This is a genomic window from Acinetobacter sp. YH16031 (assembly GCF_013417335.1).
In the GTDB taxonomy this organism is placed as follows: Bacteria; Pseudomonadota; Gammaproteobacteria; order Pseudomonadales; family Moraxellaceae; genus Acinetobacter.
Window position 1 is genome coordinate 154,176 of sequence record NZ_VPED01000001.1, and the last position, 20,155, is coordinate 174,330.

Annotated in this window: 24 protein-coding genes; 18 read left to right on the plus strand and 6 right to left on the minus strand. The window is 44.3% G+C overall.

The window, feature by feature from the left end:
- Nucleotides 1-241: 241 nt before the first annotated feature.
- From leuA to rdgB, 5 genes are all read left to right on the plus strand, one after another.
- Nucleotides 242-1,939 carry a 2-isopropylmalate synthase gene (gene leuA / locus FTV31_RS00680; RefSeq protein WP_180012665.1) on the plus strand — a complete coding sequence of 566 codons (1,698 nt, stop codon included), beginning with the start codon at nt 242-244 and terminating at the stop codon, nt 1,937-1,939.
- 112 nt (nt 1,940-2,051) lie between these two features.
- Nucleotides 2,052-3,212 carry a homoserine O-acetyltransferase gene (locus FTV31_RS00685; RefSeq protein WP_034704397.1) on the plus strand — a complete coding sequence of 387 codons (1,161 nt, stop codon included), beginning with the start codon at nt 2,052-2,054 and terminating at the stop codon, nt 3,210-3,212.
- Nucleotides 3,212-3,805: a methionine biosynthesis protein MetW gene (gene metW / locus FTV31_RS00690; protein ID WP_004781976.1), complete on the plus strand. Its 594-nt coding sequence runs from the start codon at nt 3,212-3,214 to the stop codon at nt 3,803-3,805. Before FTV31_RS00685 ends, metW begins: the two co-directional genes overlap by 1 nt.
- Nucleotides 3,802-4,392 carry a tetratricopeptide repeat protein gene (locus FTV31_RS00695; RefSeq protein WP_218945549.1) on the plus strand — a complete coding sequence of 197 codons (591 nt, stop codon included), beginning with the start codon at nt 3,802-3,804 and terminating at the stop codon, nt 4,390-4,392. The genes metW and FTV31_RS00695 overlap by 4 nt, the downstream gene beginning before the upstream one ends.
- 103 nt (nt 4,393-4,495) lie before the next feature.
- On the plus strand, nt 4,496-5,122 hold the full coding sequence (gene rdgB, locus FTV31_RS00700) for an RdgB/HAM1 family non-canonical purine NTP pyrophosphatase (protein ID WP_180012666.1): 627 nt from the start codon (nt 4,496-4,498) through the stop codon (nt 5,120-5,122).
- A gap of 166 nt (nt 5,123-5,288) precedes the next feature.
- Here the strand turns inward: rdgB and FTV31_RS00705 are convergent, their stop codons facing one another.
- Nucleotides 5,289-6,170 (minus strand): permease, encoded by an 882-nt coding sequence (locus tag FTV31_RS00705; protein ID WP_180012667.1) that lies wholly within the window; start codon nt 6,168-6,170, stop codon nt 5,289-5,291.
- 186 nt (nt 6,171-6,356) lie between these two features.
- Between FTV31_RS00705 and FTV31_RS00710 the strand changes: the two genes are divergently transcribed.
- The 4 genes from FTV31_RS00710 to FTV31_RS00725 all read left to right on the plus strand — a co-directional run bounded on the left by FTV31_RS00710 (nt 6,357) and on the right by FTV31_RS00725 (nt 10,199).
- Nucleotides 6,357-6,575, plus strand: coding sequence for a Sec-independent protein translocase subunit TatA (locus FTV31_RS00710; RefSeq protein ID WP_159123604.1), 219 nt, complete (start codon nt 6,357-6,359; stop codon nt 6,573-6,575).
- Between the two features lie 9 nt (nt 6,576-6,584).
- Nucleotides 6,585-7,007, plus strand: coding sequence for a Sec-independent protein translocase protein TatB (gene tatB, locus FTV31_RS00715; protein WP_179992406.1), 423 nt, complete (start codon nt 6,585-6,587; stop codon nt 7,005-7,007).
- Nucleotides 7,004-7,783, plus strand: coding sequence for a twin-arginine translocase subunit TatC (gene tatC / locus FTV31_RS00720; protein ID WP_180012668.1), 780 nt, complete (start codon nt 7,004-7,006; stop codon nt 7,781-7,783). The genes tatB and tatC overlap by 4 nt, the downstream gene beginning before the upstream one ends.
- A 187-nt stretch (nt 7,784-7,970) precedes the next feature.
- A complete protein-coding gene (locus FTV31_RS00725) occupies nt 7,971-10,199 on the plus strand; it encodes a PhoX family phosphatase (RefSeq protein WP_180012669.1) in 2,229 nt (742 codons plus the stop codon).
- A gap of 34 nt (nt 10,200-10,233) precedes the next feature.
- Here the strand turns inward: FTV31_RS00725 and FTV31_RS00730 are convergent, their stop codons facing one another.
- A complete protein-coding gene (locus FTV31_RS00730; protein WP_159123608.1) occupies nt 10,234-11,025 on the minus strand; it encodes an NRDE family protein in 792 nt (263 codons plus the stop codon).
- 93 nt (nt 11,026-11,118) lie between these two features.
- Here FTV31_RS00730 and lgt point away from each other — a divergent pair, with 93 nt between their 5' ends.
- The 3 genes from lgt to FTV31_RS00745 all read left to right on the plus strand — a co-directional run bounded on the left by lgt (nt 11,119) and on the right by FTV31_RS00745 (nt 12,792).
- Nucleotides 11,119-11,931, plus strand: a complete 813-nt coding sequence (lgt, locus tag FTV31_RS00735) for a prolipoprotein diacylglyceryl transferase (protein ID WP_159123609.1) — start codon at nt 11,119-11,121, stop codon at nt 11,929-11,931.
- An 89-nt stretch (nt 11,932-12,020) separates the two neighbouring features.
- A complete protein-coding gene (locus FTV31_RS00740) occupies nt 12,021-12,413 on the plus strand; it encodes a hypothetical protein (protein WP_180012670.1) in 393 nt (130 codons plus the stop codon).
- Nucleotides 12,406-12,792, plus strand: coding sequence for a hypothetical protein (locus tag FTV31_RS00745; RefSeq protein WP_180012671.1), 387 nt, complete (start codon nt 12,406-12,408; stop codon nt 12,790-12,792). Before FTV31_RS00740 ends, FTV31_RS00745 begins: the two co-directional genes overlap by 8 nt.
- Nucleotides 12,793-12,841: 49 nt before the next feature.
- Here FTV31_RS00745 and FTV31_RS00750 read toward each other — a convergent pair whose 3' ends face one another.
- Nucleotides 12,842-13,387, minus strand: a complete 546-nt coding sequence (locus FTV31_RS00750) for a CHAP domain-containing protein (protein WP_166136276.1) — start codon at nt 13,385-13,387, stop codon at nt 12,842-12,844.
- Between the two features lie 388 nt (nt 13,388-13,775).
- On the opposite strand from FTV31_RS00750, the gene FTV31_RS00755 reads away from it, so the two are divergent.
- From FTV31_RS00755 to msrA, 6 genes are all read left to right on the plus strand, one after another.
- Nucleotides 13,776-14,267 carry a lipocalin family protein gene (locus FTV31_RS00755; RefSeq protein WP_180012672.1) on the plus strand — a complete coding sequence of 164 codons (492 nt, stop codon included), beginning with the start codon at nt 13,776-13,778 and terminating at the stop codon, nt 14,265-14,267.
- Nucleotides 14,268-14,437: 170 nt separating this feature from the next.
- Nucleotides 14,438-15,280 (plus strand): thymidylate synthase, encoded by an 843-nt coding sequence (gene thyA / locus FTV31_RS00760; RefSeq protein ID WP_180012673.1) that lies wholly within the window; start codon nt 14,438-14,440, stop codon nt 15,278-15,280.
- 98 nt (nt 15,281-15,378) lie between these two features.
- Nucleotides 15,379-15,891, plus strand: a complete 513-nt coding sequence (gene dfrA40 / locus FTV31_RS00765; protein ID WP_180012674.1) for a trimethoprim-resistant dihydrofolate reductase DfrA40 — start codon at nt 15,379-15,381, stop codon at nt 15,889-15,891.
- 26 nt (nt 15,892-15,917) lie between these two features.
- Entirely contained in the window at nt 15,918-16,964 is a 1,047-nt protein-coding gene (locus tag FTV31_RS00770) for a DUF4105 domain-containing protein (RefSeq protein WP_004781909.1), read from the plus strand.
- A 103-nt stretch (nt 16,965-17,067) separates the two neighbouring features.
- Nucleotides 17,068-17,529: an META domain-containing protein gene (locus FTV31_RS00775; RefSeq protein WP_004781908.1), complete on the plus strand. Its 462-nt coding sequence runs from the start codon at nt 17,068-17,070 to the stop codon at nt 17,527-17,529.
- A 98-nt stretch (nt 17,530-17,627) separates the two neighbouring features.
- Entirely contained in the window at nt 17,628-18,152 is a 525-nt protein-coding gene (msrA, locus tag FTV31_RS00780) for a peptide-methionine (S)-S-oxide reductase MsrA (RefSeq protein ID WP_004781907.1), read from the plus strand.
- A gap of 89 nt (nt 18,153-18,241) precedes the next feature.
- Here the strand turns inward: msrA and FTV31_RS00785 are convergent, their stop codons facing one another.
- From FTV31_RS00785 to FTV31_RS00795, 3 genes are read right to left on the minus strand one after another with little or no spacing between them, the layout of a single operon-like run.
- Nucleotides 18,242-18,646 carry a biopolymer transporter ExbD gene (locus FTV31_RS00785; protein WP_004781905.1) on the minus strand — a complete coding sequence of 135 codons (405 nt, stop codon included), beginning with the start codon at nt 18,644-18,646 and terminating at the stop codon, nt 18,242-18,244.
- Nucleotides 18,646-19,269: a MotA/TolQ/ExbB proton channel family protein gene (locus FTV31_RS00790; RefSeq protein ID WP_180012675.1), complete on the minus strand. Its 624-nt coding sequence runs from the start codon at nt 19,267-19,269 to the stop codon at nt 18,646-18,648. The genes FTV31_RS00785 and FTV31_RS00790 overlap by 1 nt, the downstream gene beginning before the upstream one ends.
- 25 nt (nt 19,270-19,294) lie before the next feature.
- Nucleotides 19,295-20,071 (minus strand): TonB-dependent receptor, encoded by a 777-nt coding sequence (locus FTV31_RS00795; protein WP_180012676.1) that lies wholly within the window; start codon nt 20,069-20,071, stop codon nt 19,295-19,297.
- Between the last annotated feature and the right edge of the window lie 84 nt (nt 20,072-20,155).

Here is a 20,155-nt window from a genome sequence, read left to right on the forward strand (position 1 = left end):
TTAAGATACGACTAAAATCCATAGAAAAAGCAAAAACTTTTCACGTTTTCTGGACTAAAATTTAATTATAGGTTCACCATGCAGGTGTCTGGTCGATCCTGATGATCAAAACTTAAAAAAGACAGGATTGATCTAATTTACCCTCACCTGCCTGTAAACGAATATATAGACAAAATCTATGCTGTAGACCGAGCAACTGCTACACCAAGCAAGTATGCCAGGCTACCTAAGGAGCTCTCTCATGATGTTGGCTGATCCAAGTAAAAAATACCGTCGCATGTATCAACGTGTGGACTTACCAGACCGTCAATGGCCGAACAATGAAATCACTAAAGCGCCAATCTGGATGAGTACTGATCTGCGTGATGGTAACCAGGCGATCTTCGAGCCAATGAACATCGAGCAGAAGTTCAAAATGTTCCAGATGTTGGTAAAAATCGGTTTCAAACATATTGAAATCGGCTTCCCGTCTGCCTCTCAAATTGATTTCGACTTCACTCGTAAATTGATCGAAGAAGGTCATATTCCGGATGACGTCTACATCGAAGTATTGGTTCAGGCACGTGACCATTTAATCGCACGTACTTTTGAATCTTTACAAGGTGCGAAACGCGCAATCGTGCATATCTACAACTCTAACTCTCCAACCTTCCGTCAAAAAGTGTTGAACGTAGACGTTGAAGGTGCAAAACAGTTAGCGATAAATGCAGCGCAAAAAGTGAAAGAATACGCAGCAAAACAGCCTGAAACTGAATTTGTCTTCCAGTACAGTCCTGAATGTTTCTCTGCAACTGAATTAGAAGTTGCCAAAGATGTCTGCGACGCTGTGACTGAAATCTGGGAAGCATCTCCAGAAAACAAAGTGATCTTGAACTTGCCAGCCACTGTCGAAGTCTCTACACCAAACGTATATGCCGATCAGGTGGAATGGATGCACCGTAACATCGAGCGTCGTGACGGCGTGATCATTTCAGTTCACTGCCATAATGACCGTGGCTGTGGGATCGCAGCGTCTGAATTAGCAATTATGGCCGGTGCTGACCGTGTTGAAGGTTGTGTATTCGGTAATGGTGAGCGTACCGGTAACGTGGACGTAGCGGCAATTGCCTTGAACATGTATACCCAGGGTGTTGCACCAAACTTGGATTTCTCGAATATCAACGAAATCATTGCAACTGTTGAAGAATGTACGGGCTTGCCAGTCCACCCACGTCATCCATATGCGGGTGACTTGGTGTTCACAGCATTCTCTGGTTCACACCAGGATGCCATCAAAAAAGGTTTCGAATTCCAGAAAAACGAAGAAATCTGGGATATGCCGTACTTGCCGATCGATCCGAAAGACTTGGGCCGTGACTATGACGCTGTCATTCGCGTGAACTCACAGTCTGGTAAAGGCGGTATCGCTTACTTATTAGAATCGAACTACAACGTGACCTTGCCACGTCGTTTACAGATCGAATTCTCGCAAATCGTGCAGCAAAAAACTGATGAAGATGGTACTGAGATTTCAGCACAAGCGATCTGGAGCTTGTTCAAAGAGACGTATGTTGCCGCGAAAGATGCGCATTACTCTGCCAAAAACTACAAATTGTCAGATGAAAATGGCAATCAGATGATTGAGCTGGATATTGAAGTCAATGGCGAAACCCAGCACTTGCGTGGTGAAGGTAACGGGCCGATCTCTGCGATCTTGGATGCATTACAATTGCCGATTGATGTCTTGAACTATGAAGAACGTAGCATCAGTTCAGGTGCACATGCCAAAGCCTTGGCATTGGTTGAACTTCAAGTAAAAGGCACAGGTAAATCTGCCTTTGGTGCGGGCGTGCATGACAACATCGTGACCTCTTCAATTGAAGCGATTATTGCATGTACCAACCGTCTGATCGACCAGGATGTGTTAAGCACTGAACAGGTGATTGCTGCTGCCGTCTAAACCCGGTATTTGAATTAGCGATAATTCATAGCATTAAAAAGACTTTAGAAGGATACCTGCAAATGGTATCCTTTTATTTATTCATACTAAAGATTTAAGGCGAATCATTCCCGTGTCTTTTCCAGCTGACTCAGTGGGCCTTGTTGTCCCACAAAAGTTCCAATTCGAACAGCCGTTAGAGCTTGAATGCGGTCGCATCCTCCCACGTTTTGAACTGATGGTAGAAACTTATGGCGAACTGAATGCCGATAAGTCCAATGCCATTTTGATCTGCCATGCCCTGTCTGGCCATCATCATGCTGCAGGTTATCATCATGAAGATGATAAAAAACCAGGCTGGTGGGATGCCTGTATTGGCCCGGGCAAGGCAATCGATACCAATAAATTCTTTGTGGTGGCGCTGAATAATATCGGCGGTTGTAATGGTTCTACTGGTCCTACCTCTCCTAATCCCGAAAATGATAACCGCCCATATGGTCCAGACTTTCCGCTGGTCACTGTGCGTGACTGGGTGAAAACTCAGGCGATGCTGTCTGACCGTCTGGGGATTGATGTGTGGTATTCCATCATTGGCGGCTCACTCGGGGGCATGCAGGCCTTGCAATGGTCGGTAGATTATCCGGACCGTCTGCAAAAATGTGTGATTATTGCCAGCGCACCAAAACTGTCTGCACAAAATATTGCCTTTAACGAAGTCGCGCGTCAGTCGATTCTGTCTGATCCAGACTTCCATCATGGCCGTTATCTGGAAAATGACAGCTATCCAAAACGTGGCCTGATTCTGGCGCGTATGGTCGGTCATATCACCTACCTGTCTGAAGAAGCCATGAAACAGAAATTTGGCCGTGATCTGAAATCCGGCAAGTTTATGTATGGTTTCGATGTCGAATTCCAGGTCGAAAGTTATTTGCGTTATCAGGGTGAACAGTTTAGCCGTAACTTTGATGCCAATACTTACCTGATCATGACCAAGGCATTGGACTACTTTGATCCTTCACGTGAATATCAGCAGTCACTGGTCAAAGCGATGGCGCAAACCAAATGTAAGTTCCTGGTAGTTTCTTTCACGACTGACTGGCGTTTCTCGCCTTCACGTTCTGTTGAAATCGTGGATGCCCTCATTACCAATCATAAGCCGGTCAGCTATGTCGATATTGATGCTGAACAAGGCCATGACTCCTTCCTGTTCCCGATTCCCCTGTATGTAAAATCCTTGCGCGCCTTCCTGGGCGGTGAAGAACATCTGCGATCAACACCGAAGGAGGCTGTGTAATGCGTATTGACCAACAACTTGCTGAGAAATGGATCAAGCCCGGTTCACGTATCCTCGACCTCGGTTGTGGTGATGGCGAACTGCTGGCCCATATGAGCAAAAAGCACAATATTCGTGCATATGGATTAGAAATTGATCAAGAAAAGATTGCAATTGCGATCAGTCGCGGGTTAAATATCATCCAGCAGGACTTAAACCTCGGTTTAAGCCGTTTTGCTGACCAGTCTTTTGACTATGTGGTGATGGCACAAGCTTTGCAAGCTGTAGATGCACCAGACGTATTATTGCGTGATATGGTGCGTGTAGGGAAACAGGCCATTATTACCTTTCCAAACTTTGCGCACTGGAAGACTCGTTCTTTCTTGGCATTAAAAGGGAAAATGCCGGTTTCGGAAGCCTTACCCTATATGTGGTATAACACCCCGAACATTCACCTATGTACATTCCGTGACTTTGAAGCATTATGCGCGGAAAACAACATAAAAATTATTAATCGACTCGCTGTGAATGGGAATCAAGAGGATAGTTTGCTCAGCAAACATCTCCCAAATCTGTTTGGTGAAGTCGCAATTTATCGAGTGAGCGCTCTATGAAAAAATTATTATTAAGTACGACGCTACTGGCTGGACTTTTTGGCATGCAGGCCCATGCCGATTACGTTGCACCAACGCCTTCTGTGGCCAGCCAAGCAGCGCAATATTCAGTAATGGACATTCATAGTCTGACTAAAGCGGCTAAAGCAGGTCAGCCTGGTGCACAATTTTATTTAGCAACCAAATATCAATATGGCAAAGACGTCCAGAAAGATGAACGTCAGGCCTTTGCATGGTACAAAGCTGCTGCTGACCAAGGTCTGGCAGTGGCTCAGCTGAATGTTGGCCGTATGCTGGCAGATGGTATTGGTACCAAAAAAGATGAAACACTGGCTCGTCAATACTTTGAAAAAGCAGCCAGCCGCGGTGATAACCGTGCCAGCTTCAATCTGGCCATGATGGAAGAGAAGAAGAAAAACTACATGGGTGCTTACCAGTGGTATGAACTCTCTACCCGCGATGGCATGCTGGACAATAAAGTGATTACTTTATCTGAAGGCAAGAAAACTGCATTGGCAGCCAACTTGACCCAGGAACAGATCCGTCAAGCACGTGATCGTGCAGACCGTTGGATTCAGGCACAATAAGCTGGATCTGCAAAAGAGCGCCTTCGGGTGCTTTTTTTATGGCCTAAAAACTGCAGCAAGTTGCTACACTACATATATGTAATTTGAAAGATGAGTAATTGATATGGCTTCAACTGACTGGTTATCCCAAGGCACACTGGTACTGGCAAGTAATAATAAAGGCAAGATTGCAGAATTTGAAAAGATGTTTGCAGAACTCAAACTTCCAGTTGAAGTTATTCCTCAAGGTCAGCTGAACATCGAAGATGCGATTGAAGATGGTTTGAGCTTTGTTGAAAATGCCATTATCAAGGCGCGTCATGCCTCTAAAATTTCGGGTAAACCAGCCATTGCCGACGACTCAGGAATTTGTGTACCAGTTCTGGGCGGTGCACCTGGGATCTACTCGGCTCGTTATGCGGGTGAACATGGTGATGATGCTGCGAACAATGAAAAATTACTGACTGACCTGAAACCACTGCGTCAAGACGGTGAAGCGATTGAAGGCATGTTTGTGTGTGTATTGGCCTTAGTCCAACATGCTGAAGATCCACTGCCACAAATTTTCCAGGGCATCTGGAAAGGTGAAATTCTGGAAGCAGCACACGGTGAAAATGGCTTTGGTTATGATCCATTGTTCTGGTTACCAGAATTAGGAATTTCCAGCGCTGAAATGAGCAAGGAAGAAAAAAATAAAATCAGCCATCGTGGTCAGGCAATGAAACTGTTTAAGGCGAGTTTGGAAAAATAAATCTAATTCCTAAAGGAGTCCTCCCTCCTTTTAGGAGGGAGTTAGAGGGAGGGCATTCCCTCACCCTTGGGGAGAAGAAGCCCCTCCCTTTTTCAAAGGGAGGTTGGGAGGGATTTAAATAGTAAATTACCTCTCCCTAACCCTCTCCTACAAGGAGAGGGAACTTTCATAACGTTGGCACCACCGCATGTACCACCACTCCATATACTCCAATCAATATTGCACTCGCAATCGTTCCCGAAGCAATATATTTGGCTGAATGCCCTGTGCCTTGATAATGGGTTTCCAGTGCCACAATATTGGCTGCTGGCGGTAATAAAAAGAACATCAGCATGACGGCATACGTTAGAGTAAACTGTGGAATCGGCAAATAAAAATAAGCTGCACCACACAGTAACACCGCAAACAATCCCCGACTAAAAATTAGTTGTAGACTGCGCATTAAATCGAAGCGGCTGATCCGTACATTGCTTAGCCACATTCCTAGCACACACATGCCACTAAAAGTCACCAGCACTTTATTGGCTTGATACAGCATCTCTACCCAAGCCACTTGTTGCCAGTGACTCAAATCCCAAAATGACAATAAAGCTGCCATCGACAAAGCCACCACTGGCGGTGAGAGCAACACATTTTTTAAAATATAACGCGCGTCTTGTCTGGCTTCACTGACTGCCATGACTGCACAGACATTGCCAAACAAAGAACCACCAATGTACAGCGCCACCACGGTACTGGTCGCTTGTGGACCAAAAACGGCCAAGGCAAAAGGAATCCCCAGCCATGCACCATTTAAATAGCTCAGACATAAGGCACGCAGTTTATTTTTAAGGATGCAATAAAATACGGCAAAAAACAGGCAGGAACAAAAGAAGCTAAAGCTGATCAGCCACAAACTGCCTTCCTGGTAGAACACCATGTTGTAAATAATCAGCACCGGAATCAGGACCCGGGCCAGTAAAGCCGCCAAGAAAGGCCGAATCGGTTTTAAATATTGCACGCCCCAATAACCGGTCAGAAAAGACAGGAGCGGAAGAATCAAGGCCATGACAGTACTGCTGGGATTTCTATATCAGGCCATATGCTAGCACAGCATGGTTTTGATCGAATCGTAGATTTTTTGATATGAGCTATTCATCGCACTGATGCTGTGTCGGCAAACTGTCATTAAAGCGTCACTGCATTGTCATACAAGCCTGCTGAGATAGGTGCATGAAATATGGAGGATAAAATAATGGCAGGATTATCAATTTGGCATGTGCTGATTTTTGCAATTGTGGTGATTTTATTGTTTGGCACATCGAAACTGAAAAATCTGGGTAAAGATGTTGGCGGCGCAATTAAAGACTTTAAAAAATCGGTCAAAGATGAAGAAGCTGAACAGGCCAAGTTAGCAGAGCCACGCATCATCGAGGCACAAGTCAAAACCCCTGAAACCTCGATCAAGAGTTAAGAGTTCGCTATGCTCAATATCGGAATGACCGAGCTGCTGATTTTCGGGATTATTGCGCTTTTAGTCCTTGGGCCAGAGAAACTTCCTGAGGCAGTACGTTTTGTCGGAACATGGTACGGCAAGATCAAGCGTATGGTGAGCAATGTTCAGAATGATCTTGATCGTGAATTACGTCTGTCTGAGCTACGCGAACAAATGCAGGCTGAAATGCAGCGGATTCAGCAACTCGAAGCCAAGATGCAGGCACAAATGGCAGATTTACAGCAGCCGATCGCAACTGAGAAATCAAAAGCAAAGCCTCAGCCTGTTCAGGTATCGGTCAGCTATCAGCCGATCGTAGAGCCTGTATCCCCTGTGTATCTACCTAAACCGGCAATAACACAAGCTGCGATTTCCGAACAACGCTATACAGAAATGAAGGTGGCTGTATGACATCCTTACCGACCACACCAGCCTCAAATGATGCTGCAGTGGTAAATCTTGAAGAGATGCCAATTACCCAGCATTTGGTGGTATTAAGAAAGCATCTGTTTAAAGTAGTTGCTGTCCTGATTGGCCTGTTTTTCTGTTTATTACCCTTTGCCAATCAGACTTACCAGTGGCTGTCTGAACCGCTGCGTGCACAGCTACCCGCAAGCTCGACCATGATTGCCACTGATGTGACGGCAACCTTCATGGCACCGTTTAAGCTGAACTTTTTTGTGGCACTGATGATCGCGATGCCGTTCATCTTGTACCAGCTCTGGACCTTTATTAAGCCGGCGCTGTATGCCAAAGAAAAGAGTCTGGCTTTACCACTTCTGATCGGCAGTATCGTGCTGTTTTATACTGGCATCAGCTTTGCATACTTTGTGGCATTGCCCTCGATTCTGCATTTTTTTATCAGTGTTTCGCCTGAAACCGTAGCCCCAATGACCGACATCAACAGTTATCTCAGCTTCTGTTTAAAGCTGTTTCTGGTCTTTGGTTTTACCTTTGAAATCCCGATTATTACCTTGGTTCTGATCTTGATTGGAGTGGTTTCAACCCAGACGCTGGTCGAAAAACGCCGCTTTATTATCGTTGGCTGTTTCTTTGTAGCTATGTTCGTGACTCCACCCGATGCCTTGTCGATGATCATGTTGGCCATCCCCATGTGGTTACTGTTTGAACTGGGTTTACTGGCAGGAAAACTGATCGAAAAACGCCGTTTAACCGATCAACAATAACAAGAACCCAAAAACAAAAAGAATGTATTTCACTCAGGCAGCCTTGGCTGTCTTTTTGTTTACATTTACACCAATATATTGATTTATTTAATTTTATTGAAATATAGACTTAACCATTTTGTCATACTTTAGGTCTAATTTATTTCTGACTTAATGAAAAGCAAGCCTTTCACCAGGATCAGAAAAAATGACAGATTATTTAGATTTTAATGATGATTATGACAGCAACAATTCGGGGAATGCAGAGTTCACTCAACTTTTGCAAAAAAATATTAACCGCCGTGAATTGATCAAAAAAACAGCTGGTGGTGCAGTTGCCTTAACTTTAGCAGCTTCTTTAACCGGTTGTAGTGATGACGATGATGAACCAAATAACTCAGACAATCCTACTCCACCATCAACTGAACCAGATTTAACAGCGAAACCAAGCTCGCTAAAATTTAAGGCAGTCGAGAAAAATACTTTAGAACAATTTTCGGTGCCTGAAGGCTACGATTTCAAAATCTTGCACGCTGTAGGCGATCCTCTGAATTCAAGCCTGCCAGTTTGGGATGAAAACAATATTCCAAGTGGTATTTCATATGAGCGTCGTGTTGGTGATAACCATGACGGCATGACCTTTTTCGGTATGAATGCCGCTAAGCAAAATTATGATGCAACAGTATCTGATCAAGGTCTGTTGGTCATGAACCATGAATATTTGCAACGTGGTGATCTGCACCCTCGCGGCAATGCTTTTGATCCAAAAGATATTACTGAAGATGAAGCGCTTCGTGAAATATACGCGCATGGTGTTTCAATTGTTCATTTGAAAAAAGACCCAGTCACTCAAGCTGTTAGTGTGAATCTGGACTCACCATTTAACCGTCGTATTACTGCAGCAAGTGAAATCGAATTTAGAGGCCCTGTAAAAAACCATGCCTTGGTACAGACAGCATTTAGCCCAACTGGCTTGATCACACGCGGTACGATTAATAATTGTGGTAATGGTTATACTCCGTGGGGTACTTACCTCACCACTGAAGAAAATTTTAATCAGTACATCGCGCGTCAAACAGAAGATGATGCTGGGGATGTACGTGACGCCATGACTGAACATGCCATCTCTCGCTATAAAGTGAGCAATAAGGCAAGTGGTTATAACTGGCAGAGTATTACAACTCCAACACTTTCATCTGTAGATATGTTCAGCCGTTGGAACACTGCTGCTTTAGCGAACACAGCTCAAGAAGATTATCGAAATACAATCAATACCTTTGGCTGGATCGTGGAAATTGATCCATTCGATAACCGCAGTCGCCCAGTAAAACGTACCGCATTGGGTCGTTTTGCGCATGAAGATTGCCGTGTTAGCCGTGCGATTGAAGGTAAGCCACTTGCATTCTATATGGGTGATGACTCTCAGGGCGAATACATCTATAAGTTTGTATCAGCAACCAATTGGAATCCAAGTGATATCAATGGTGGCTATGCAGCTGGTGATAAATACATGGACCACGGTAAGTTCTATGTCGCCAAGTTTGATTTTAATGAAGCTACGAGTGAAGCGCGTGGTGAATGGCTTGAACTGTCCATGAATAACCCGAAAATTACTAGTTATGAAAAGTATCAGTTTAAAGATCAGGCCGATATCTTGGTACATGCACGTCTAGCTGCCGATGCAGCGGGCGCGACCAAAATGGACCGTCCAGAATGGGTTGCCGTAAATCCTGAAAATGGTGAAGTTTATGTAACTTTAACCAATAACTCGCAACGCGGTACCGGCCATGCCATTGATGCAGCCAACCCACGTCAGTACTCGGACGATGATGATACGACTAATCGCTTGCGCGGTAACATCAACGGCCATATCATCCGCTTCCGTGAAGATCAGGATGATGTCAGCTCGACTGGCTTCACTTGGGATATTTTCCTGTTTGGTGCAGAAGCAGATTCGATTCCTGGGGTTAACCTGTCAGGCTTGACCGATGACAATGACTTCTCTAGTCCAGATGGCATGTGGTTCGATCCACGTGGCGTACTGTGGATTCAAACCGATGATGGTGCTTATACAGATACCACGAACTGTATGATGCTGGCTGCTTTACCAGGTCAAATTGGTGATGGTAGTGTAGCTACAGCTACTGCAGGTGCCGGTACTCAGAAAACACCACTTGGCACTCAACTAGATGACTCCAAGTTACGTCGTTTCTTGGTCGGTCCAGCAGATTGTGAAATTACGGGTGTGACCATGACACCAGACTACAAAGCAATTTTTGTGAATGTTCAGCATCCGGGTGGTACTTGGCCATCAAACCAGCCTGCAAATTTAATCAGTACAGGCAAAGGCTCTCGCCCTCGTTCGGCTACAGTGGTTATTACCCGTAAAGATGGGGGAATCATTGCAGGTGAAGCCTTAGAAACGACTCAAGCTTAATTCTCAAGCAACTTCAAAACAAGGCTGACCTATGTCAGCCTTGTTTTTTGTCCAATGGAATAATTTTTTCAATCACCTGTCCTACATTTTCACCCTGCTGTGATTTTTCTAGCCAGCACCATTTATCATTGGTCATTCTCAAAAAATTAGAACAGCGGGTGCCATAGGCTGGGCTTTGAATAAATGTCGAAGACAGCAGATGTTCCATTTCCACCGAAATCCCTGTTTCAGGTAACAGTTCAGGAATCACTTTACGTTCATCTTCCAGAATATCCCACACGGCATAAGACAGATCAGCTTCCGAAACTGCCTGTTGTTGCAGCATCGGTAAAAATTCCTGGGTAAAGCGTTTGCGTAAATGTCGGGTCTTGTACCAGTCTTCACTCATCAGGCCATTGGAAACCACATATACCCCTTGCGCCAACACTTGCGGTGCTTCACCACGGTTGCTCATATAGACCGCCTGCTCTCGATCACCAACAAACAGGTTAAAGCCTGCATAGTTACATTGCTTTTTTTCCAGTTCTTGGGCAAACCGAATTGGTGTTAATTCAGATTCCAGAAAATCCTGAAGAATATGACCGCGTGAAGTCGGATAAGATTTCTGATCCTGCCCATCCCGAAAATTGGTAATCACTGCCCATCGTCCTGAGGCAGTTACGCCCATCCAGGTACCGCCAGACTGCAGATCCTGCCCGGCAATAATCGGACTGTTCTCCCATTCATATAATGCCTGGGTTGGACGTTGATAGAACTCATCACGATTTGAAATCAGACATAATGGCGTTTCATCCAGAACTCGCCAAGCCAGTGCCACAATACACATAATTGATGCTCTCGATCTTTACACATTGAATGTACAACATTTTTCTTCGCTTTCAGCTAAAATCTGTGCAAAACAGAATCACAAGGAACAGGAATGCTCACCTATCCAAACATAGATCCCGTTGCAATTTCGCTCGGGCCTTTGCAAGTCCACTGGTATGGACTGATGTATCTCTTGGCTTTTTTATTTGCCTGGGGACTGGCGACTTATCGCGCTAAACAACGCGGCTGGACACCAGATATGGTCTCGGATCTGATTTTCTTTGGGGCTTTGGGTGTGATCATCGGTGGCCGGGTCGGTTACGTTTTATTCTACGGTTTTTCTCAGTTTTTGGAAAATCCACTCTGGCTGTTCCAGATCTGGACCGGTGGCATGAGTTTCCACGGTGGCTTCCTCGGCGTAATCTTGGCGATGTTATGGTGGTGCAAGAAATATAAGATGGCCTGGTTCCAGACGCTGGACTTTATTGCACCCTGCGTTCCGACAGGCCTGATGTTTGGCCGGATCGGTAACTTTATTGGTGGTGAACTCTATGGTCGTCAAGTCACTGATCCAAATTTTGCCTTGGGCATGATTTTCCCAACCGATCCGCTGCAACTGGTACGTCATCCCTCACAGCTGTATCAGGCGCTCTGTGAAGGCCTGATTCTGTTTATCGTACTATGGTGGTTCAGTAGCAAACCACGTCCACGTATGGCAGTTTCTGCGGTATTCCTGACCGGCTATGGTCTGGCCCGTTTTATTGTCGAGTTCTTCCGTGAACCGGATAATGGTCAGCTATTTATTGGTTGGATGAGTAAAGGACAATTCCTGAGCCTGCCAATGATCCTGATTGGTCTGTGGATGTTGTGGTACGCTTATCAGAAGAAAATTTATGACTGGGGTCCACAGAAAAATAACGGATAATTTTCCTAAATATTGCGAGGCCTCTGCCTCGCTTTTTTATATTTAAAATATGCTAAAGTGCTTTTTATCTTTTCTGTTCATACATCATCATGCTTGAGTTCTGGTTCAATCCGCAGGTGTCGCTCCTGAAAAAACTGCTGTTCTTTGTTGTGATTGCTGCAATTGCCGTAGGTCTGTACTGGATGGAACCTTTGCCTTTAGATGCCATCCTGATGTTTGCCGGTACCGGAATTATTTTTCTGATTTGTAGTTACTGCAAAATTCATTTCGCAGCAAAAAATCCGACTGGCCTGTTCTATCGTATCCTGACCTGGATTCCGATTGCCTTATTAATCAGCCTGATTTTTATGAACATGAAACAGGGTGAAATCTTGCTGCCCGGCGCTCAGGGGATTGCCTTTATGGCTTTGGCGATCTGCCTGTTTTCGCCTCTGTCTTTGCTTAATCAGAACAAGTCGGATTCAGGTTCCCCACATGCTTGAGTTCTGGTACTCCGAACGCTGCAACCGTCAGCTCAAGCTCATCATTATTATTGCGGTATGTATCGTAATTTACATAGCATCGACTGTAGCGAAACTGGGTCCGATATTTGTTGGAATCAGTCTGGCGATTGGAATGCTGATGCACGTCTTGCGTGAATTCAGATTAAAGTTTTCTCCTGAAAATCCTTATGCCGAAGGTTTTCGTGCTTTAACGATGGCGATTCCGATTGTGGCAGTAATTAGCCTGATCGGTTATTTACCTAAAACGGGTGAGATCTGGGAAACTATAGCGCTAGGTCTACAATGCTTGGGTTTTATGGCGATTGGACTGTTTATCGTGTCGATTTATAATAAACGTGCGAAACGCTTCGAAGATTGAACCATTTCGCGACTTTCATTTTTAAGTTCTGAAATTTTCAGCGTCTGATTTAAAGATATGAATCTAGACGGTAATACGTATATTTCACATCGGAATTACGATAGACCGCATAGCCATTCTGTTTAAAATCAGAAACCCAGGCCGAACCAGAATATGCTGCAATATGACCATACTGATGCTGTGAAGTCCGGTCGATAATGTAGATATCACCTTTTTTCGGACGGTCAAAAGACAGGTTGATTTTTCGATAGCCTAATTGCTGGAGGGTATTGCCCCAGTCAGCTGCGGCAACAGGATGATTCACAATTTTTGCGCCTGAAGACTGCAAACCGACGCGAATACTGCGTGCACATTTCTGTGTACTAGTACTGCGGGTAATGCCTTGCAGGTAGCTGGTGAATTTTTCAATATCGAAACGCTGGCCGTTCATTGCACTAAAAGTCTTGCGAGATTCAGAGCTTTTGTTACGAGCTGACACAGAGGTATAGCGCTGAGGCTGACGTTTGGAATTTTGTCCCGATTGGGAACGAATTATGACGTTCGCTTGAACAGGAGCATGCACTTCGCTCATATTCACTTGATGATCATAAATCATATTGGACCAAGTACTCCTCGCCTGTAAGTTTGGCTTTCAAATCTTCAACACGCGGTGAATACTAGACGGTTAAATGTTACTTTTCACGTTAAAAATGTAAATATATTTTTCCGCATTTGTTTAATTTTACTTAACTTGTTATTTATTTTAGATTTATAAAATTTATAATTTTCACAAAAAAGTTATAAATTCACTACTTTTCAAATTAATTAGCAGTTCTGCTCAGACTATTTCTAAATCAATATTTGAGCGCCTTTCTGACTAAATCTGTAATTTTACTCACGATAATAAAGTCAACATTTCACTACAGGATTACATCATTCCGGCTAACAACTCTCGTATTAGACTGATTTAGTAAATTTAAATTGAGATGATGAGGAAGAAAAATATGAGTCATGATGTAAAGACTATTTCAAATTTCAATTTAGAACAATATTTAGGGATCTGGTACGAAATTGCCCGTCTGCCCATGAAACACCAGCCTGAAGACAGTACTGATATTTCCGCAGTCTATAGTCTGAATGAAAATGGCACAGTCTGCGTCCAGAACCGTTGTCTGGATGGTGCGGGTAAACTGGATGAATCTATTGGGGAAGCCACCATTGTGGATGCTGAGCATGGGAAACTGGAAGTCAGTTTCTTGCCTGAAGGTTTGCGCTGGGTACCTTTTACCAAAGGGGATTACTGGATTCTCAAACTGGATGACAAGTATGAAACTGCCTTGGTCGGTGAGCCAAACATGAAATATCTATGGCTCCTGCATCGTAAGCCGACACTGGATGAAGCAACCAAACAGGAATATCTGGCCTATGCTAAATCTCTGGGTTATGACCTGTCTGATCTGATCCATACGGTACATACCGGTAAGCCAACAGCTTAAAAAAGATGATAAAAAAGCATCCATCATGGATGCTTTTTTATGCCCTTTTCTCTTATGTTTAATCATTTTCACTGCTATGCGGAAGTGCTCAAAAAAATGTTATGATGAGCGCAATTTTAAATTGCCCAATTCAAAGAAAAGCAATTTGCAACAGATTTTAAGAGAGACCTATGCGCCAATATCTTGACCTTTTACAACATATCCTCGACAACGGCGGCGATAAAGGCGACCGTACCGGCACAGGTACACGCTCGGTATTTGGTCATCAGATGCGCTTTGATCTTTCCAAGGGCTTCCCTTTACTCACCACTAAAAAAGTTCATTTCCGTTCGATCGTGATTGAACTGCTGTGGTTCCTGAAAGGCGATACCCATGTAAAGTATCTTCAGGATAATAAAGTGACCATCTGGGATGAATGGGCAACTGCGGAACAGACCGCGCGTTTTGGTCGTCCAGAAGGTGAACTCGGTCCAGTCTACGGCCATCAGTGGCGTAATTTTGGTGCTACTCAAAATACGGATGGCAGCTACAATCAGGATGGTTTTGACCAGATCAAATGGCTGATCAATGAAATCAAGACTAATCCGAATTCACGCCGTCTGATTGTATCTGGCTGGAATCCGAATGAAGCGAGTCAGGTGGCTTTACCACCTTGCCATACCCTGTTCCAGTTCTTTGTATATAATGGCAAATTGTCTTGCCAGCTTTATCAACGCAGTGCTGACGTTTTCCTTGGCGTTCCATTTAATATAGCCAGCTATGCCCTATTGACTCATATGATTGCACAGGTGTGTGATCTGGATGTAGGCGATTTTGTCTGGACGGGCGGTGATACGCATTTATATGCCAATCACTTTGAACAGGCTAAACTTCAACTCAGTCGTGAGCCTTTAGGCCTGTGCCAGTTAAAACTGAATCCTGAAGTTAAAGACCTGTTTGATTTCAAATTTGAAGATATTGAAATTGTCGGTTATGAATCACATCCAGGAATTAAAGCACCAGTTGCAGTTTAATTGCCGTTAAACCCCGGAAAATATTCAAATCCCACTTTGCTTAAAGTGGGATTTTGCATTTTAATAGCAATAATTTTTATCTGTTTTTGAGTATGGGTATGGCATTTCAGGATTTAGAAGTCGTTCATGTCGTGGCAATGGATCAGCAGCGCTGTATTGGTAAGGACAATGACCTGCCTTGGCATATCTCAGCAGATCTCAAACACTTTAAGGAAATCACCCAAGGTGGCGTGATTGTCATGGGCCGTAAAACGCTTGAGTCGATGGGCCGTGCATTGCCTAAACGTGTGAACTGGGTGATTACCCGTGATCCTGACTGGTCTTTTGAAGGCGTTAAGGTCGCGCATACGATTGAAGATGCCTTAACTCAAGCCGTGGCCGATGTGCAGGCTTCAGAAAAACCGACTGCTATTTTTATCATTGGTGGTGGTGAAATCTTTAAACAGACTCTGGAGATCGCTGATCGTCTGGAACTGACCCATGTTGAACTGGATGTGCAAGGTCACGCCTACTATCCGGAAATTCCGGCCCAGTTCAAAAAAGTTGCTTCAGAACAACATATCGATGACAAAACCGGTATTGCATTTGAGTTCGCAACATACAGAAAATAAAGCCTATTTTCTATAAAAGATTGAACATGCAAGGACAAGACCATTCAGAAAAGCATTGGAGCCTGTGGTTATTAGGGAGTCTGTTTAGTGTATTTGTCCTGTGTTCAAGTCTTTGGCTGAGCCTGATGCTCTGGGTGCAACAACCCTTGGGTAAAATTGGCAGCATCATTCTGATCGGTCTCTGGCTTCTATTTGCCTGTGTGGTCTTGGGCATTTATTTCACCAAGCATCTGATTTCCCGCCAGGTGGATACAGTGCTTTATCTGCTAGCCTTTCTGGTCAGCTTACTGGCTTATTTAAGCATAGAACCTCGTCAGGATCGTGACTGGAATCCTGAAGTTTCCCGACTGCTCTCCTATGAGCAGCAAGGCAATCAAGTCACCTTGCACAATATCCGTAATTTTGACTGGCAAGCAGAGGGTCAATATACCGAACGCTGGGAAAGCCGGAGTTTTGATCTAAACGACATTACCGGGGTAAACATTATTACCTCTTACTGGATGGGACCTAAAATTGCCCATACGCTGGTCAGTTTTGATTTTGCCAATCAGAAACCGCTCGCCTTCTCGATCGAAATTCGCAAAGAAAAGGATGAGAAATTTTCTGCTATTGGTGGCTTCTTCCGAAAATATGAACTGAGTTTGGTCGCCTCAGATGAGAAAGATATTGTATATACGCGTAGCAATATTCGTGGTGAGCAGGTTTACTTTTTTCCGGTCAAAATGCCGCAAGCAGAAGCTCAGGCTCTATTTAAAGAATATCTGCGTAAGGCTGATGAACTGGCCAAAGAACCTAAATGGTATAACACCTTGAGCAGTAACTGCACGACGCTGGTCTTTGATATGGCTCAGGCAGTATCTCAACAACAGCTTCCTTCAGATTACCGCTTGCTGGCTTCTGGGTATTTACCTGATTATTTATATGATTTAAAAGCGCTAGATCAACGCTGGGATATACAAACCTGGTATCAGCGTGCACACGTTAATCCACGAGTTAGAGATACCGGTCAGATTTCCAGTCAGGAGTATTCACAACGCCTGCGTCAGGGCCTACCTGAGCCGAGTTCCAGATAATCTTCTAAGTTATCCAACTTAAAGAAAGATACAAAATCAACTGGCATATATTGCATTTTTTTGTTTATATACAAATAGCTAACTCAGAATTAGAGTCTCTCTCATGCTAAAAAAATTAACAGCAATCATGATTTTAGGTTCAGTCTTTGCTATATCAGGTTGTGAAACCGTACCGAGTACTTCATCAGTCAAAACTGAAAATAATTTACAGCTCCTGCAAAATCGCACCTGGATTGTGAACCAGATTGGTAATACCGAAATTACTACAACACCGACAACACGCAATATTCCAAGTCTGCAATTCGATGCAGCGACTCAACGCGTGTCTGGCGCAGATGGCTGTAACCGTATAATGGGCAGCTACACTGCCGGCAAAGACACCCTTAACTTAAGCCAGATGGCGAGTACCGAAATGGCTTGTCTGGATAATGCAGGTCTGGATCAGAAATTTAAGGAGGCACTGAGCAAAGTGACTCATTATCAGGTCTATGGTAAAACCCTGAAATTAATGGACCGTCATGGCAATTTACTCATTCAGTTAGAAAGTGCAGTACAGCCTCGCTAAGTTTTGACTACAAAAAACCTGTGTCGTGCAGGCTTTATATCTTTCATACTCATATGAACATTCAATAATCAGCACTCTACAATGATGAGGACTTAACCATGCAACAAGCACTATTTGGTGGTGGATGCTTTTGGTGTACCGAAGCAGTATTTTTACAGCTTCAGGGCGTACAGAAGGTCGTCAGCGGCTATGCGGGTGGACAAAATCCTAATCCGACCTATGAGCAAGTCTGCGGCGGTGATACCAATCATGCCGAAGTGATCCTGATCGATTTCGATGAAAATCAGATTACGTATAGTCAGTTGCTCGAAGTCTTTTTCGCAACCCATGATCCAACGACATTAAACCGTCAGGGCAATGATGTCGGCACGCAGTATCGTTCTGTGATTTATTATTTTAATGATGAGCAGAAAGAAACTGCACAGCTCACAATAGACTCATTAAAAGCTGAAGGATTGAATATTGTGACTGAACTTAGCCCTGCACCGACTTTCTACCCTGCTGAAGAATATCACCAGAATTTCTTTGCCAAGAATCCGAATCAGGGCTACTGTAATTTCGCGATTCCGCCCAAGCTGAACAAATTACAACATAAGTTTATGACGCTGCTCAAAACTCATTAATCTGGATGCGGCTTGATCAAATGCCCTCTTAAATTAAGGTAATAAAAAAGCGACTGAGATCAGTCGCTTTTTTCATTGAGAGTAAAAAATTAGTTATCAGTTGCAAAGGCAATATCGCTGAGTCCGGCTCCACTCGCGCGTGACATCACTTGAGCAACGGTGTCATAACGTGATTCTTTATCTGCTTTCAATACGATGGTCGGTTGACGCTGTGCCTGACTCGCCTCATTGAAACGGGTTTCAAGTTGATCCAGGGTCAGTACATCACCATTCCACGCTACATCACCTTTGGCATTGATGCTGATGGTGACATTTTCAGGTGGCAGGTCAATAATTTCTGCAGTGGTTTGCGGCAAGGTTAATGGAATTGATGGGTTCGCAACGGTCGCTGTCACCAGAAAGATGATCATCAATACCAACATAATGTCGATCAGGGGAATGAGATTCATCTCATTCATGCCTGTATCGTTGTCTTCACCCAATTGAAAAGCCATTAAGCTTGACCTCCAACTAAACTGTCTTGTGCTACTTTTGCATCAGCCTTCTTTGCAGAAGAGTCCTGCTGCAACATGGTATCAATCAATAAGCTATGCGCATGGTCTTGCAGTTCATTGCTTAAAGTACGGTTGACACGTACACAGATGTTATATGCAAGTACTGCAGGAATCGCCACAGCCAGACCGAGACCGGTCATGATCAGCGCTTCACCCACGGGAGTGGCTACTTGTGCCAGACCTGCCTGACCGCTCTTACCCACGGCAACCAGTGCGTGGAAGATCCCCCATACTGTACCGAACAGACCGACAAAGGGTGAAATTGAAGCGATGGTACCTAGGACGGATACACCTTTTTCTGCATTGCCTTTTTCTAATGCGATCTGACGTAACAAAGCCTGTTCAGCTACAGCTTTACGTTGTTCAAATGCCAAAGGAGCCATTTTATTTTTCAATTGTCCTAATGCTTTAGATAACTGAGCATAGGCAATCTGTTTAAGTTGGCGAGTGCCCATTAAACGCAGCACAAAAATGGTCCATGTCGCAATCGACATTGCCAATAACACGAAATACAGTGTTTTACTGACTGCATCAGCGTGTTGCCAATAAACTGAAAAGTTCATATTCGAACTCCTAATGGGTTAGCCGTTATTTGGTAATCTGAAAATCGAAAGGCTGTTCCACACGGGTTGGATAAGCCACGCCATTTTCAACATATTTGGTCAGTTGTGCACGACGTACCGCTGATTCGACTTTGCGCGTGACGGCCGGGCTACAACTTGAATTTCGTGCGGTCGCAGAAACCACTTTTCCCTGCTCATTTGCAGATACATCCACCACCAATGAACAGGCTGATTTTAACTCTCCTGCCGAGAGCGACACTTTTGGTGCACGCTGCCAGGATACGCCGCCGCCAATTGCCACACTTTTCGGTGCTGGCGGTGCAGGCGGAGTCGGCGGTGCGACAGGTGCTGGTGGCGCAACCGGCGTAGGTACAGGTGCCACTTTTTTAGTTTCAGTCACAACCGCAGGAACCACTGGACTTGGTGCCGGTTTGGCCTCAACTGGCGGTGCAGTAACAGGTTTAGGCGTTTCTGCTTTTTTCACCTGCTCAATTTTTTCTACTTTTTTGGGTGGCGGTGGCAGCGGTTTTTCTACAATTTTAACTTCTTTCGGCTTTGGTGGCTCTTGTTTAGGCTCTGGCGGCTTTGGCTTCGGTGGTAAAGGTTTTGGGGCTTCCTGAAGTTTGACGAAACGGACTTTTAGAGGCTCTTTATCGACTGGTTTCAGTTCAGGTGCTTTCATCTGGCTGACTGCCCATAAAAGACCCACGTGTCCAACTAGAACCGCAGCCAGAATAGAAACGACTTTCTTTTTCATCTGATTTGACGGTGGTGGTGTCATGGGAGCAGCAACTTGACTCATTAAATCTATTTACCTCGAAGAGATGATGCGAAACAAACTATCAAGCTCATCGGTTAGCACAATTAAAGTACGCCAATAATAAAT